This window comes from Janthinobacterium sp. OK676 (assembly GCF_900103595.1).
In the GTDB taxonomy this organism is placed as follows: Bacteria; Pseudomonadota; Gammaproteobacteria; order Burkholderiales; family Burkholderiaceae_D; genus Janthinobacterium.
In genome coordinates, this window is the sequence record NZ_FNHA01000002.1 from 557,745 (window position 1) to 573,340 (window position 15,596).

16 protein-coding genes are annotated in these 15,596 nt (G+C 63.1%); 15 read left to right on the forward strand and 1 reads right to left on the reverse strand.

The window, feature by feature from the left end; translation table 11 throughout:
- The first annotated feature begins 18 nt into the window (after positions 1-18).
- The 7 genes from BLU39_RS06070 (at position 19) to BLU39_RS06100 (ending at position 6,393) form a co-directional block, all read left to right on the forward strand.
- Positions 19-390: a flagellar protein FlaG gene (locus BLU39_RS06070; protein WP_092710989.1), complete on the forward strand. Its 372-nt coding sequence runs from the start codon at positions 19-21 to the stop codon at positions 388-390.
- Positions 391-619: 229 nt separating this feature from the next.
- A complete protein-coding gene (gene fliD, locus BLU39_RS06075) occupies positions 620-3,301 on the forward strand; it encodes a flagellar filament capping protein FliD (protein WP_254788897.1) in 2,682 nt (893 codons plus the stop codon).
- Positions 3,302-3,323: 22 nt separating this feature from the next.
- On the forward strand, positions 3,324-3,770 hold the full coding sequence (gene fliS, locus BLU39_RS06080) for a flagellar export chaperone FliS (RefSeq protein ID WP_092710992.1): 447 nt from the start codon (positions 3,324-3,326) through the stop codon (positions 3,768-3,770).
- 3 nt (positions 3,771-3,773) lie between these two features.
- Positions 3,774-4,100 (forward strand): flagellar protein FliT, encoded by a 327-nt coding sequence (locus tag BLU39_RS06085; RefSeq protein ID WP_092710995.1) that lies wholly within the window; start codon positions 3,774-3,776, stop codon positions 4,098-4,100.
- A 23-nt stretch (positions 4,101-4,123) separates the two neighbouring features.
- On the forward strand, positions 4,124-5,302 hold the full coding sequence (locus BLU39_RS06090; RefSeq protein WP_092710998.1) for a flagellar hook-length control protein FliK: 1,179 nt from the start codon (positions 4,124-4,126) through the stop codon (positions 5,300-5,302).
- Entirely contained in the window at positions 5,295-5,621 is a 327-nt protein-coding gene (locus BLU39_RS06095) for an EscU/YscU/HrcU family type III secretion system export apparatus switch protein (protein ID WP_034787205.1), read from the forward strand. The genes BLU39_RS06090 and BLU39_RS06095 overlap by 8 nt, the downstream gene beginning before the upstream one ends.
- Before the next feature lie 25 nt (positions 5,622-5,646).
- Positions 5,647-6,393, forward strand: coding sequence for a flagellar brake protein (locus BLU39_RS06100; RefSeq protein ID WP_092711001.1), 747 nt, complete (start codon positions 5,647-5,649; stop codon positions 6,391-6,393).
- Positions 6,394-6,491: 98 nt separating this feature from the next.
- Here BLU39_RS06100 and fliE read toward each other — a convergent pair whose 3' ends face one another.
- Positions 6,492-6,794: a flagellar hook-basal body complex protein FliE gene (gene fliE / locus BLU39_RS06105; protein WP_254788898.1), complete on the reverse strand. Its 303-nt coding sequence runs from the start codon at positions 6,792-6,794 to the stop codon at positions 6,492-6,494.
- 328 nt (positions 6,795-7,122) lie between these two features.
- On the opposite strand from fliE, the gene fliF reads away from it, so the two are divergent.
- The 8 genes from fliF (at position 7,123) to fliM (ending at position 15,436) form a co-directional block, all read left to right on the forward strand.
- Positions 7,123-8,838: a flagellar basal-body MS-ring/collar protein FliF gene (gene fliF, locus BLU39_RS06110; RefSeq protein WP_092711008.1), complete on the forward strand. Its 1,716-nt coding sequence runs from the start codon at positions 7,123-7,125 to the stop codon at positions 8,836-8,838.
- Positions 8,831-9,829 carry a flagellar motor switch protein FliG gene (gene fliG / locus BLU39_RS06115; RefSeq protein ID WP_034787109.1) on the forward strand — a complete coding sequence of 333 codons (999 nt, stop codon included), beginning with the start codon at positions 8,831-8,833 and terminating at the stop codon, positions 9,827-9,829. The genes fliF and fliG overlap by 8 nt, the downstream gene beginning before the upstream one ends.
- Positions 9,822-10,574 carry a flagellar assembly protein FliH gene (gene fliH, locus BLU39_RS06120; protein ID WP_269800009.1) on the forward strand — a complete coding sequence of 251 codons (753 nt, stop codon included), beginning with the start codon at positions 9,822-9,824 and terminating at the stop codon, positions 10,572-10,574. The genes fliG and fliH overlap by 8 nt, the downstream gene beginning before the upstream one ends.
- An 89-nt stretch (positions 10,575-10,663) precedes the next feature.
- Positions 10,664-11,980 (forward strand): flagellar protein export ATPase FliI, encoded by a 1,317-nt coding sequence (gene fliI / locus BLU39_RS06125; protein ID WP_232731380.1) that lies wholly within the window; start codon positions 10,664-10,666, stop codon positions 11,978-11,980.
- A gap of 32 nt (positions 11,981-12,012) precedes the next feature.
- A complete protein-coding gene (fliJ, locus tag BLU39_RS06130) occupies positions 12,013-12,453 on the forward strand; it encodes a flagellar export protein FliJ (RefSeq protein ID WP_092711014.1) in 441 nt (146 codons plus the stop codon).
- 19 nt (positions 12,454-12,472) lie between these two features.
- Positions 12,473-13,744, forward strand: a complete 1,272-nt coding sequence (locus BLU39_RS06135) for a flagellar hook-length control protein FliK (protein ID WP_254788899.1) — start codon at positions 12,473-12,475, stop codon at positions 13,742-13,744.
- A gap of 186 nt (positions 13,745-13,930) precedes the next feature.
- Complete coding sequence (gene fliL, locus BLU39_RS06140; RefSeq protein ID WP_092711017.1) at positions 13,931-14,443, forward strand: flagellar basal body-associated protein FliL; 513 nt, start codon at positions 13,931-13,933, stop codon at positions 14,441-14,443.
- A gap of 6 nt (positions 14,444-14,449) precedes the next feature.
- Complete coding sequence (gene fliM, locus BLU39_RS06145) at positions 14,450-15,436, forward strand: flagellar motor switch protein FliM (protein WP_034754035.1); 987 nt, start codon at positions 14,450-14,452, stop codon at positions 15,434-15,436.
- The last annotated feature ends 160 nt before the right edge of the window (positions 15,437-15,596 follow it).

Consider the following 15,596-nt stretch of genomic DNA (forward strand, 5'->3'; position numbering starts at 1 on the left):
TTTCACTAGGAGAGCACCATGACTATCGACACGATAGCGGCCGCCTCCGCGGCCAGAATAGACAAGAGTTATGCGTCTGCGGACACGCATGCGGCGCGCCCGGCAGCGCCCCGCAGTGCCACGGAGACCGGTGCCACCACGGCACAGCAAGCGAGCAAGGAACCCAGCCGTGAACAGCTGGACAAGGCGGTATCGGACCTGAACCAGTCTTCGCAAATGAAGACCCAGGGCCTGGAATTTTCCGTCGACGAAGACAGCCAGCGCACAGTGGTCAAAGTGATCGACCAGGAAACCAAGGAAGTCTTGCGCCAGATTCCGTCCAAGGAAGCCTTGGCGCTCGCCAAGACCTTCGATGCGGCCAAGGGCTCCCTGATCAGCCAAAGCGCCTGAGATGAAAGCATGTCCACGGCGACAGCATCGTGGCAGCACGCATCAGCAACACACCGGGGCCAGGTAGCCTGACTACCGGGCCCCGCATTTTTACTGGAAATACGGCAACATCCCCCGTTTCCATCCCGTTTTTTTACCCGGGCTGAAAACAGCGCGGTAATTCCCCCTCTCAAGTCCTGATTGATTCTGCCGATAACAGCTTATATTAGCGTTTTCCTAGGAGCATTCCGTGGCCATCACCCCTACAATATCATCGCCTGGCATCGGCGCCGGCGCCAGCGGCCTGGACGTGAACGCCATCATCGACAAGCTGATGACGGCTGAATCCGCGCCGCTGAATCTCTATGACAAAAAAACCGCGTCCTACCAAGCCAAGCTCAGCGCGCTGGGCGCCCTGAGCGGATCCGTCAGCACCTTCCAAAGTTCGCTTTCGGGGCTGACGAATTCCAACAATTTCCGCGCCGTCAGCGCCACGCCATCTGACCCGCTGGTGCTGTCGGCCAGCGCCGGTGCCAAGGCCGTCGCCGGCAGCTATAACATCAATGTTTCCCAGTTGGCCCAGGCGCAGACGCTGACCTCGGGCGGCATGGCCAGCAAGCTGTCCACCATCGGCAGCGGCGCCAAGACGACGGTTTCCTTCCAGCTCGGCTCCCTCGCTGGCGGCACTTTTGGCCTGACCGGCACGACGCTGGGCGGCAGCACCCTGCTCACGGGCGTGAGCAACGGCTCACTGATCCTCAATGGCACGGCCATCCCCACGGATGCCAGCACCAAGAGCGCGCGCGCGCTGGCCGACGCCATCAATGCCAAAAGCAGCACCACGGGCGTCACGGCCACGGCCCAGCCCACGGCCAGCAATGCCAGCATGTTCAGCGGTTTCGGCAATATCGCCACCGGCGCGGACGGCACCTATGCGCTGTCGGTTGGCGGTATCGAAATAGTAACCCAGGGCAATGGCGTCGCCGCAGGCAGCGGCATCACGGCTGCCTCGCTCGATACGACACTTGCCGGTCCGAATGCCGTCTCGAATGCGCTGGCGGCCGCAAATATCACCGTCACCGGCACGGCAGCCGCCGGCAACCTGCAGTTTACGCGCGCAGACGGATCCAACCTCAATATTGAAGAAGTCGTCACAGGCAGCGTCATGGGCGGCGTTGGGCATGCCGCCAATTCCATCAACGATGGCTCGAATGTGACGCTTGCCAGTTCGATTACGCTGGCCTCGGGCAATGCCAGCCCCATCACCATTGCCGGCAGCAATCCGGCCGCAGCCGGGCTGACGGCCGGCACGGGCGGCGCTTATATGAATACGGGCTTCACCCAGGATGGCACGCAGGCCACAGGTTCGGTGGTGATCGATGCCACCAACAACACCCTGCAAGGCATCCGCGACGCCATCAATAACGCGGGCCTTGGCGTCACCGCCAGCATCGTCTCCGACGGTAGCGACAAGCCGTATCACCTGGTGCTCAGCTCGACCAAGACGGGTGCCAATTCGGCCATGAAGATTTCGCTCAGCGGCAGCGACGGCCAGCCCGCCGACAGCGCATTGAGTAACCTGCTGGCCTACGATGTGGCCGGTGCGCAAAATCTGAAACAGAACAGCGCAGCGCAAAACACCATGTTCAGTGTCAACGGTATTCCCATTACCAGCAGTTCGAACAACATCGATACGGCAATTGAAGGTGTCTCACTGAACATTACAAAGACAGGCATCAGCAGTTTGTCGGTTGCCAAGGATACTACTACAGTCAAAACCAGCATCACCGCCTTCGTCAAGGCATATAACGATCTGAACACCTCGATCGGGAAAATGACGGCCTACAATCCCGATACCAAGTCGGGGGCCGTTCTGCAAGGTGATTCGACGGTACAGTCAATCCAGAGCCAATTGCGCAGGCAGCTGGGCGCACCGATTACAGGCTTGAGCAGCGGCATGAGCAATCTGAGCCAGGTTGGCATCTCCTTCCAGAAGGATGGCAGCCTGACACTGGATACAAGCAAGCTCGACAAAGCTATCAGTGCCAATTTCGGCGACATCGCCGGTCTGTTCTCGGCCATCGGCAAGGCTAGCGACAGCAACGTCGCGTTTAGCGGCTCGACGGCCGCCACCAAGCCCGGCACGTATGACCTCACCATCTCCGCCATGGCCAGCCAAGGTTCGCTCACGTCGGATGGAGTACTGCCCGCCAGCACCACCATTGCCAGCGACACAACATGGAACGTCACCCTCAACGATACGGATCCCTCCGCGGCAAAGAACACGGCCGTTGTGACAATTCCGGCCGGCACCTACACTCCTACACAGCTGGCATCGCTGGTGCAGTCATCGATCAACGGCGTAAAGGCCTTTGCGGACGGCGGCTCGACGGTGTCGGCTGCGATCGATGGCACGGGCAAACTGGTCCTTTCCTCGAGCCGCTATGGCTCCGTCTCGAACCTGGCCGTCAGCAGCGGCACGGGAACCAGCATGGAAAGCCTGTTTGGTGCAGCCAAGCCACTCAAAGGCACCGATGTGGCCGGCACGCTGGGCGGGCAGCCGATCGTCGGCTCCGGCCAGACCCTGACGGGCGCCCCTGGCTCGCCAGCCGATGGTTTGAAAATTGAAGTGACCGGCGGCACCACCGGCTCACGCGGCACGGTCAGCTTTTCGCAAGGCTATGCCTACCAGCTGAACAACCTGGCCACCTCGTTCCTGGGCACGGGCGGCATGATCACCGGGCGCACGAACGGCATTAATGAATCGCTGAAAACGGTGGCGGCGCAACGCGACAAGTTCAGCGCGAAACTGACCGACATCGAGGCGCGCTACCGTGCCCAATACACGCGCCTGGACGTGTCCCTGAACAAATTACAGGGTACGCAAACCTATCTGACCCAGCAGCTGGCCGCCATCGCCGCCAACCGTTAAGCGCCATCATCAGGAGAATTACATGTTTGGAACCCAACAACGCGGCGTCAATGCCTATGCCAAGGTCGGCCTGGAAACGGGGATCGGCTCGGCCTCGCCGCACAAGCTGATCGTGATGCTGTACGACGGTGCCCTGGTGGCCGTGCTCAGCGCGCAGATGCACATGAAGTCGGGAAATATTCCGGAAAAAGGCAAGTCCATCTCGAAAGCCATCCAGATCATCGACAACGGCCTGCGCGCCAGCCTGGACAAGGAAGCGGGCGGCCAGATCGCCGAAGGCCTCGACGCGCTGTACGAATACATGAGCGCGCGCCTGCTGATGGCCAACCTGAACAATGATATTACCCTGCTGGAAGAAGTGCAGCGTCTGCTGACCGACCTGCGTGAAACCTGGAATGCCATCGGTTCCACGCCGGCCGCCATCCCCGGCGCCGATTTGAAACGTATGCCCAGCCTTGCGAGCGCCTGACCCATGATGACCAATCAAGAAGTCCTGACCACCTACGAAACCATGCAGACCCTGACGGGACGGATGGTGACCGCCGCCAGCAACGCCGACTGGGACGAGCTCGAAGCGCTGGAACAGCAAGTGAGCGCGCATGTCGAGGCGTTGAAGGCGAATGAAGAAAAAGTCGTGCTGGAAAGCGCGGGCCGCCAGCGCAAGGTCACCCTGATCAAGCAGATGCTGGAAGACGACCGCAAGATCCGCGACCTCACCATGCCGTGGATGGCGCAATTGTCCAAGCTGATCAACAGCACCGGCACCGAACGGCGCCTGGCCAGCGCCTACGGCCTCTAAGCGCCCACGGGGCAAGGTCACTCATGTTGCCGAAGATGGATGCGATCGGCATGACGCCCCTGACCCCGGTCAAGGTCACGCGGGCGGCAGATGCCGTCGCCGACCCACGCCAGGCCGAGTTCCAGCGCTCGCTGCAGGGACTGATCGGCAAATCCATGCAGGGACAGGTGCTGGCCCGCATGGGCGACGGCAGCTACCTCGTGCGCGTGGCCGGCACGCCGGCCCGCATGCAGCTGCCCGCCGGCGCCCAGCCGGGCTCGGAAATCCCGCTGACCCTGATCGGCATCAATCCCCGCCCCTCTTTTCAAATCGGCAATAATCGCGACCAGCCCGCCAGCGCCCTGCTGACCTATGCGGACGCGGAAGCGGAGCCCGAAGCGGCGGAAACGCGCGGCCCCCAGGCCGGCGCCGCCCAGGCGGGCACGCGCGCCAGCAGCACGGCCGCCACCCTGCTCAGCCGTGCGCCCCTGACACCCGCCAATCTGCTGCCCGCCCTGGCTGGCGACACGCCCGCGCCCGAGCTGAGCACCACCGCGCGCGCCATCAGCACGGTGCTGAGCCAGGCGGAAAGCGTGCCCGGCGCACCCCTGTCGCTGGTCGGCAAGACGCCGCTGATGGCCACACCCGGCGCCGCTCCCGCCCAGGTGGCCCAGAAACTGCAGGATGCGGTCGGCAGCAGCGGCCTGTTCTATGAATCGCACGTGGCCGAATGGGCCGAGGGCAAACGCCCGCTGGCCTCGCTGCTGCTGGAGCCGCAGATGCAGAAGGCGGCCCAGGGCGACATGGCCAGGACGGGTACCGACCTGGCTTCGGCGCAACTGATCAATTTGCAGCTGCATACGCACGAACAGGCGCGCGTGCAGTGGCAGGGCGAAGCCTGGCCCGGCCAGAAGATGCAGTGGGATATCAGCCGTGATGCGCCGGAAGGACAGCAGCACTCAGGCACGGAGGCCGACGAGGAAGCGACGGCCTGGCGCAGCAATGTGCGCTTCCAGTTCCCCCTGCTGGGCGACCTGGCCGCGCATGTGGTCCTGCAGGGCGGCAGAGTCGCCATCCAGTTGCAGGCGGGCAGCGAAGGCAGCGCCGACACCTTGCGCCAGCATGCGGCGCGGCTCGAAGCGTCGCTCGACGCGGCGGGCTGGCCCTTGTCATCCTTGACGATTGCCGGCAAGCCGGATGCGACAGGGGACGATGATGCTTGACGACACCAGGCGCAAGGTGCCGCAGACGGCCGTCGCGCTGGCCTACCAGAGCGGCACGCCGGCGCCCAAGGTGGTGGCCAAGGGCAGCGGCCTGATCGCGGACCAGATCATCAGCACGGCGCGCGAACACGGCGTCTTCGTGCATGAATCGAAGGAGTTGGTGGCGCTGCTGATGGATGTCGACCTGGACCGCCAGATTCCGCCCGGCCTGTATCGGGCGATTGCGGAACTGCTGGCCTGGTTATATCATATTGAATCTGCGAATGGCGGGCCGATTCCGCCGCCGCCCGACACCAGCGTCAACCTCACCGATACATAGACAGGCATCAATGCAAGCACATATTATGGATTCCGGCCTCGAAAACTGGCATGATTTTGAAGTGGAATCGCGGCGGGAAATCATCGCCTTGCTGCGCGGCATCAGCGAAAAGAACCAGCTGATCCGCATGCTGATCCACGGTGAATCCGATGTGTGCGTCACGTCCATCCTGGAAGTCGATGCCGACCACAATACCGTCATCCTCGACCGTTCCGTGAATGCCGACCAGAACCGGCGCATGGTGGCCGCCACCGGCATTTCGTTTGAAACCTCGCTCGACAAGATCCGCATCCTGTTTGCCAGCGCCCTGGTGGAAGAGTGCAATTACGGCGGCACGCCCGCCCTGAAAATTGCCATTCCAGAAACACTGATCCGCTTGCAGCGGCGCGAGTACTACCGCATGACGACGCCCGTGAGCAATCCCGTGCGCGTCTCGATTCCCCTGCCACCCTCGCTCGGTGGCGCCGACACCCTGTTTCCGCTGGCCGACATCAGCTGCGGCGGCATCGCCATCCTCGACAATAAACTGATGCTGGGCGAAACCATCGGCAGGGACTATCCCGGCTGCCGCATCGACTTGCCCGACGTCGGCATCGTCACCGCGACCTTGCAAATCCGCAATTCGCTGGACATGACCCTGCTGAACAACAAGCTGAACCGCCGCCTCGGCTGCCAGTTCGTCGACCTGCCGCGCAGCATGCTGGCGCACGTGCAGCGCTATATCACGCGTCTTGAACGCGAGCGGAATGCTCGCATGGCTGGGTTGGGCTGATATTCAGTTAAGTTAACCCAAAACGAAGACTGGGGTCGAACGGGGACGCCGAGTCCCTGAGGGTTCGACCCCGGCCCTTGCGCTTGGGGTGCCATAATTTAAACCTGCATATTCATGATGTCATGATATGCAGAAACCAGCTTGTTCCGCACCTGCACCGTCGCCTGGAATTCGATGCTCGACTTTTGCATCGATACCATCACGTCCGACAGGCTGACCTTTTCGTCGCCCATGGTAAAGCGCTGGCTCAGCGCCGACGACGCCTGTTGCGCGCCGCTCACGGAGTCGAGCGCGCTCTTGAAGGCATCGGCAAAATTCACCTTCGCCGCCGGCATCTCGGTCTGGATCGCCGGTATTTTCGCCTCCGGCCGCGTGGCCGCCGACTTCAGTTGCGCGATCATCGCCTCGATCCTGCTGCTATCGATACCGCCTGTTTTCACTTTGCCTCCCGATTCTGGTCTGCTTCATATCTGTTCCATGCCTGTTGCACCCAGAGAACAAAACCCTGGCTTGCAAGGCAACGACGGGTACAATAACTTCCGTCACATGTTGCCAGGGTTCCACAATACCAGCGCCAACGCCAGCCGCTCGGCCGAGCAGGCGGCAAAAGCGCCTTCTATTTGGACGATTGAAGCGCGTGACAGTGGCGGATAATTCTGCATATCGCCCCCTCCTCCTGTGGAAGCGGCCCCCACTCAATACCCAATATACGCGCCCCGGAAGGCAATCATGGCTGTAGCCGAAGAAATCGATGTGAACCGCATACCGCCGGAACCGGCGCCTGCCCGCTCGCCCGTGGAGTCCATCCAGGCGTTCGCCAAGACGCCGATGGGCAAGAATTTCCTGCGCGGCCTGGGCGTGGCGGCACTGGTCGCCATCGGCGTGGCGCTGTACATGTGGAACCAGCCGCCCGAATACAAGGTCCTGTTCTCCAACTACACGGACCGCGACGGCGGCGCCATCACCGCTTCGCTGGACCAGCTGGGCATCAAGCACAAGTTTTCCGAAGGGGGCGGCGCCATTCTCGTGCCGTCCGAGCAAGTCCACGATGCGCGCCTGAAACTGGCGGCGCAAGGCTTGCCCAAGGGCGGCAACGTGGGCTTCGAGCTGATGGAAAACCAGAAGCTGGGCGTGTCGCAATTTTTGGAACAGGTCAATTTCCAGCGCGCGCTCGAGGGCGAGCTGGCGAAATCGATCGAATCCGTCTCCGCCGTCGATACGGCCAGAGTCCACCTGGCCCTGCCGAAACCATCCGTCTTCGTGCGCGAACAGCAAAAACCGACGGCGTCCGTGCTGCTGAACCTGCACCCGGGCCGCGGCCTCGACCAGCTGCAAGTGAGCGCCATCGTGCATCTGGTGGCGTCCAGCGTGCCGGAATTGCTGCCAATCAATGTCACCGTCGTCGACCAGGCGGGCACCTTGCTGTCGAACCAGGAAAAGGACAAGGACCGCGCCAACGGCATCAAGAGCCTGGACCCGAACCAGCTGAAGTACGTGCAGCAGTTGCAGCAAAGCGTGATCAAGCAGGTCGAATCGATCCTGCTGCCCATCGTCGGCGAAGGCAATGTGCGCGCCGAAGCGACGGCCGACGTGGATTTCTCGCAAAGCGAGCAGGCGGCCGAAACCTACAAGCCGAATTCGCCGCCGGAAGCGTCCACCATCCGCAGCCAGCAAACGAGCGAATCGACGGGCGCCGGCAATGCCAACCCGTCCGGTGTGCCGGGCGCGCTGTCGAACCAGCCGCCAGGCGTGGCGACGGCACCGCTGACGGCCGAGGCGCCGGGCGCACCGGGCGGCACGCCGACGACGCCGACACAGAAGGAATCGACGACGAATTATGAAGTCGACAAGACCGTGCGCTACGAGCAGAAGTCCATGGGCGGCTTGCGCCGCCTGTCGGTGGCCGTCGTCGTCAACTATCGCCGCAGCTTCGACAAGGATGGCAAGGTCACCGTCAAGCCGATTTCCCCTGCTGAAATGGTCCAGATCAATAACCTGGTCAAGGAAGCGATGGGCTACAACAAGGAACGCGGCGACAGCTTCAGCGTGGCCAACTCGCCCTTCGACGGCATCGACCGCGCGCCGGAAGGCAAGCTCGAGTGGTGGCGCGACCCGGCCAACTTGCCGCTGGCCAAGGAACTGGCGAAATTCCTCATCACGGCCCTGATCCTGCTGTATATCTTCATCAAGATCGTGCGGCCGATGCTGCGCCCCGTGATGCGCAAGATCGACGATTTCGGCGCCCCGCCGCCCGTCATCGAGCCGGAACTGGAGAAGACGGACGAAGAAAACGAAGTCCTGCTCAGCGAAGCGGAGCTGGAAGAGCTGGAAGAAGACACTGCCCGCGGTTATCGCGAAAACCTGGCGATGGCCAGGAAACTGGCGCAGGAAGACCCGCGCGTGGTGGCCAACGTGATCAAAGCATGGATAGGCAATAATGACTGAGACAACGGGACTGCAAAAAGCGTCCATCCTGATGCTGGCACTGGGCGAGAGCGAAGCGGCCGAAGTGATGAAATTCCTCGGCCCGCGCGAAGTGCTGAAACTGGGCGCCGCCATGGCCACCATGAAGGGCATCGCGCACGAACAGGTGGTCGAAGTGCTCGACGACTTCCGCGCGCAGACGGAACTCAATTCCACCGTCGGCCTCGATTCGGACGAATACATCCGGCAAGTGTTGACCAAGGCGCTGGGCGACGACAAGGCGTCCGTGCTGCTGTCGCGCATCCTGGGCGGCAAGGATGCGTCCGGCATCGAATCGCTGAAATGGATGGATTCGCAATCCGTGTCCGAGCTGATCCGCAACGAGCACCCGCAGATCATCGCCACCATCCTCGTCCACCTGGAACGCGACCAGGCGTGCGAAATCCTCGGCCATTTCACGGACCGTTTGCGCAACGACGTGGTGCTGCGCATCGCCACCCTGGACGGCGTGCAGCCGGCCGCCTTGCGCGAACTCAACGACGTGCTGACGAAACTGCTGTCGGGTAACGAAAACATCAAGAAATCGTCGCTGGGCGGCGTGCGCGCGGCGGCCGAAATCCTGAACTTCATGAGCGGCGAGCAAGAAGGCTCGGTCATGGACAACATCAAGAACTACGACAACGACATGGCGCAAAAGATCATGGACGAAATGTTCGTGTTCGACAACGTGATCGATATCGACGACCGGGGCATCCAGCTGCTGCTGCGCGAAGTGCAGTCGGAAATGCTGATCATCGCCCTGAAAGGCGCCTCGCAAGAGCTGCGCGACAAGATCTTCAAGAACATGTCGCAGCGCGCCGGCGAAATGATGCGCGAAGACCTCGAGTCGAAAGGCCCCGTGCGCCTGTCGGAAGTGGAATCGCAGCAGAAACAGATCCTGCAGATCGTGCGCCGCCTGGCGGACGAGGGGCAGATTGTCCTAGGCGGAAAAGGCGAGGATTCGTTTGTCTAATTTGATTCCCAAAGAGCAGCAAACCGCCTACCAGCGCTGGGAAATGACCTCGTTTGGCGACGAACGTCCCAGCGTGGTGGCGGCGCGCAAGCTGCTGGAACCGGATCCGGAACCCGAGCTCGACCCGTTTGCGGAAATGCACGAGGAAGAGCTGGCCCCGCCGCTCGAATACCCGACGCAGGAAGAACTCGACGCCATCCGCGAGGAAGCGCGCGCCACGGCCTTCGAGGAAGGCCGCGCGGCCGGCTATGCGGAAGGCCATGCGGCCGGGCATGCCGATGGCCATGCCGAGTCGTATGCGCAAGGCAAGGCGGCCTCCGCCGTGGAGCTGGCGCACCTGCAGACCATCGCCGTCGACTTCGGCACGGCCGTGCACCAGGCCGACGAACTGATCGCCAACGACGTCATGGAACTGGCCCTGCAGCTGGCCAAGGGCATGCTCAAGACTGCCTTGCCCGTGCGCCCCGAACTGATGCTGCCCGTGGTGCGCGAAGCCATCGAATACTTGCCCGTGCTGCAACAACCGGCCTTGCTGATGCTCAACCCGGAAGATGCGCAAGTGGTGCGCGACGGCATCGGCGATGAGCTCGACAAGGGCGGCTGGCGTGTCATCGAAGACCCCAGCGTGGAACGCGGCGGTTGCAAGATCGACACGGCCAGCAACCAGATCGACGCGCAAAGCTCCACCCGCTGGCAGCGCCTGACGCATGCGCTGGGCAAGGACCTGGACTGGCTGGCGCCGTGAGCGAGCCCGTCAAAGGCCCCACTGCCCATGCGGCGCGCTGGCGCGCCTACCTGAACGACTGTTCGGCCGTCGTCGGCTTCGTGGAACCGATGCAAATCTCGGGCCGGGTCACGCGCGTGGCCGGCCTGGTGATGGAAGCCGTGGGCCTGCGCCTGGCCGTCGGCGCCGCCTGCACCGTGCCGCTGCCCAATGGCGGCCGGGTCGAGGCGGAAGTGGTGGGCTTTGAAGGCGACCGCCTGTTTTTGATGCCGCAAAGCGACGTCGAAGGCATCGTGCCCGGCACGCGCGTGTTTTCCGTCGAACCGGCCATCCCCCGCCCCGGCAGCGTGGCGCACCCGCGCCGCCGCCCCAGCGACCGCGCGCGCCACCTGCCCGTGGGTCCGCAACTGCTGGGCCGCGTGCTCGACGGCGCGGGTCGGCCGCTCGACCAGCTCGGTCCGCTGCACACGGTCGACAGCGCCCCCATCAATGTCCGCCCCGCCAATCCCTTGGGCCGCGCGCCCATCGTCGACACGCTCGACGTGGGCGTGCGCTCGATCAACGCCATGCTGACGGTGGGCCGTGGCCAGCGCATGGGCCTGTTCGCCGGTTCCGGCGTCGGTAAAAGCGTGCTGCTGGGCATGATGGCGCGCTACACGGAAGCGGACGTGATCGTCGTCGGCCTGATCGGCGAACGCGGACGCGAGGTGAAGGAATTCATCGAGCAGATTCTCGGCGCCGAAGGCCTGGCCCGCTCCGTCGTCGTGGCCGCGCCGGCCGACACGCCGCCCCTGATGCGCCTGCAAGGGGCCGCGTATGCGACGGCGATTGCCGAACACTTCCGCGACCAGGGGCAAAACGTGCTGCTGATCATGGATTCGCTGACCCGCTACGCCATGGCGCAGCGCGAAATCGCCCTGGCCATCGGCGAGCCGCCCGCCACCAAGGGCTATCCGCCGTCCGTCTTCGCCAAGCTGCCCGTGCTCGTGGAACGGGCCGGCAATGGCGAGGAAGGCGGCGGCTCGATCACGGCCTTCTACACCGTGCTGACCGAGGGCGACGACCAGCAGGACCCGATCGCCGACTCGGCGCGCGCGATTCTCGATGGCCACATCGTGCTCAACCGCCGCCTGGCCGAAGCGGGCCACTATCCGGCCATCGACATCGAGCAATCGATTTCACGCGCCGCCCACTCGATCACCACGCACGAGCACCAGCAGCAGGCGCGCAAGCTGAAACAGCTGTATTCGCGCTATGAACGCAGCCGCGACCTGATCAGCGTGGGCGCCTACAGCGCCGGCACCGACCCCGTGCTGGACCAGGCCATCGCCCTGCATGAAAAGATCGAGGCGTTTTTGCAACAGCAAATCACGGAGCGGGTCAGCATGGACGAGAGCTTGGGGCAACTTACCGCTCTATTCGACTGATTAGGACTTGCATAGCGGGAATATAATCAGCCATGGCTTCTCCTTCCCAACTTGCAACCCTGATCGACCTCGCCCAGCGCGAAACGGACGATTGCGCCAAGCGCCTGGGCGCGGCCCTGAAAGCGCTCGACGATTGCCGCCAGAAGCTCGACATGCTGTCCGGCTACCGCGACGACTATGCCCAGCGCTTCGAGGCGAGCATGAGCAACGGCATCACGCCCATGGCTTACCGCAACTTCCAGGCATTCATGACCAAGCTCGACAGCGCCATCATGGGCCAGCAGCAAGTGGTCGAGCATGCGCAAGCGCGCAGCGACAATGAAAAGATGCGCTGGCAACTGGCCGAACGCAAGCGCATGTCCTACACCACCCTGAACAACCGGGCGCAGGAACAGGCGCTGAAGCTGGAAAACAAGCGCGACCAGAAGGCAATGGATGAGCACGCGGCGCGACAAGCCTATTACAAACGCTAAGCAACACTAAGGCAGCATCATGCAAACCCAGCCAACCCCGATTTCCCAGATTATCTCGCCGAACGCCACGCCGGGCGCCGCCAACCGCAGCCAGCCGTCCACCAGCGGCGCGGCGGGCGACTTCCAGCGCACCCTGAACCGCCAGATCGAACAACGCCAGGCCAGCCGCAACGTGGCGCAAACGCCAGCGCCAGCGCCGGCGGCCCGTCCTGCCAGCCCTGCGGCCACGCCAGCGCCCGCCAATGAAGCAAAGCCGGCGCAAGCGGGCACCGAGCAGGCGGCCAGCAGCGAACAACCGCCAGCGCAGTCCACCGAAGCGACGGCACCCGCCGCCACCGACAGCACGGTGGCCGAGGCCAGCGCGCCCGCAGCCCCCGTCGAGACAACACCGCCGCCAGCCGATCCGGCCGCCGCGATGCTGGCCCTCGTGGGCAGCATCCAGCTGGCCATCCAGCCACCTGTCGCGACAGCCAAGGCCGTGCCGGAACTGCCCGTGCGCGCCGCCAGCGTCAAGGCCGAGGGCCTGGCAACAGGCCCATTGCTGGCTGCCGGCCAGGGCAGCGGCAAGGCCGCCGCCACCGTTACCACGCAAGCGGACAGCGGCGACTTTGCCGACAGCCTGGGCCTGGCCCAGGGCAAGGCGGCCGCCACACCAGGCGCCAGCGTGCCGGCAGGCAAGACCGAACCGGGCAAGCTGGCGATTGACGCGCAGCTGGCGGCGACCGCCAAGGCGGGCAGCGCCGCGGCCGAAGCTATCTTCAAGGAAATGCCTGCCGACCTGAGCCGCCTGGCGGCCCAGTTGCAGCCGAGCACGCTGCAACAGGCCGCGGCGGCCGTGGCCGTGCCGGCCGACAAGCTGACGGGCCGCGTCGGCACGCCGGCCTGGGACCAGCAACTGGGACAGAAAGTCGTGTGGATGGCGGCCGGCGGCGACCAGAGCGCCACCCTGACCCTGAATCCGCCCGACCTGGGACCCGTGCAAGTGGTCCTGACAGTCACCAATGACCAGGCCGATGCCGCCTTCATGTCGGCCCAGCCGGAAGTACGCCAGGCGCTGGAAGCGGCCATGCCGCGCCTGCGCGAGATGATGAGCGAAGCGGGCATTGCCTTCGGCAGCGCCACCGTCTCGGCCGGCACGCCGGAACAGCAAAACCATGGCGAACGGGCCGCCTCGGGCGAACGCCGTGGCAATGGCCAGGGCGGCGGCGTCTCCGGTGGCGAGATCGCCATCGCGCCGGCGGCAGGCGGACGCAGCCGGCCCAGCCTGAGTGCCGTCGATACCTTTGCCTGATGACAATTCGTCGTCCGCAGGCCACAGGCGCGCCCCAAGGCATAACTTTTCGTATAAAAACAGCGAGTTGAAGGCGCTTCCTCCCTCTTTTCACCGCATCCTTCTGCGCAGAATTTGCCGATAATGACATAATGGCGTCGTGATCCACTTCCATGCACTCGAGTACCATTGAAAGCAAATCCAAAAATGAAAGCAGATCCGAAAGCAGATGCAGGCCTGGCCCCCGCCGGCGCCTCGAAAAAGAAGCTTCTGATCATAGTGCTGGCCGCGGTGCTGGTCGCCGGCGGCATCGGCGGCGGTGCCGCCTGGTACTTCCTGCATGGCAAGGCCGATAAAGAAGAATCGGCGCCCAGCAAGAAAAAGCATGCCGCTTCGAAAGCAGGTCCGCCCGTTTTCGTGCCCATCGATGCCTTCACCGTGAACTTGCAGCCGGAAAATGGCGAGCAATATCTGCAGATCGCGTTTACCCTGCAGGTAGGCACGCCGGAAGAGATGGATAGCATCAAGCTGAACATGCCAAAGGTGCGCAGCCGCTTGCTGTTGCTGCTGTCCGGCAAGAAGGCGTCCGAACTCAATACCGTGGAAGGCAAGCAGCAACTGGCGGCCGAAATCATCAATCAGGTGAACCAGCCGTTCGAAGACAAAGGGCCGGAGCAGGACGTGACGGACGTATTATTTACCGCATTCATCATTCAATAAGCAGCCATGGCCGATAATTTCCTCTCCCAGGAAGAAGTCGATGCCCTTCTGAAGGGCGTCAACGGAGACCAGGACGACGCGCAGGCGCCGGAAGACGTCACGGGAGTTCGTACCTACAACCTGGCAACCCAGGAGCGCATCGTGCGCGGCCGGATGCCAACGCTGGAAATTATCAACGAGCGTTTCGCCCGGCTGCTGCGCGTGGGCCTGTTCAACTTCCTGCGCCGCAGCGCCGAAGTGTCGGTCGGTTCCGTGCGCGTGTCGAAATACAGCGAGTTCATCCGCAACCTGGTCGTGCCGACCAATCTGAACCTGGTGCACATGAAGCCGCTGCGCGGTACGGCCCTGATGGTCTTCGATCCGGGCCTCGTCTTCCTGCTGGTCGACAACCTGTTCGGCGGCGACGGACGCTTCCATACGCGCGTCGAAGGGCGCGACTTTACGCAGACGGAGCAGCGCATCATCCTGCGCATCCTCGACATCGTCTTCGAAGCCTATACCAAGTCGTGGGAACCGGTCTTCCCCGTCGAGTTCGAATATATCCGTTCAGAAATGAACACGCAGTTCGCCAATATCGCCACGCCGAACGAGGTGGTCGTAGCGTCCACGTTTACGGTGGAACTGGGCTCCGTTTCCGGACAGATCCACTTCTGCATGCCGTATTCGATGATCGAGCCGATCCGCGATTCGCTGACCTCGAGCCTGCAGGGCGAGGCGCTGGAAGTGGACAAGCGCTGGATCCGCCTGATGACGCAGCAGATCCAGATCGCCGAAGTCGAGCTGGTGGCGTCGCTGGGCACGGCGCGCGTGTCGTTCGATGAAATCCTGAACATGAAGGTGGGCGACATCATCCCCCTGAATATTCCCGAACTGATCGCCGCCACCGTCGACGGCGTGCCCGTGATGGATTGCACATACGGCGTGTTGAACGGACAATATGCATTGAAGGTGGAGAAACTCCTCGCTAATGCCGATAACATGAACAACCACTAAACACCTGACCAAACCTACTGCGCGTCGCGCTTTGCGGCCTGCGATGCTCACCGTGCTCCAGCACGGTTGCGCTTCTTAGCCACAAATCACTGCCGCTCGCTACGGTTTTGCCGGGCGTTACAATTAATATATACACTGGCCGCTTGGCGGCCAACTCTGT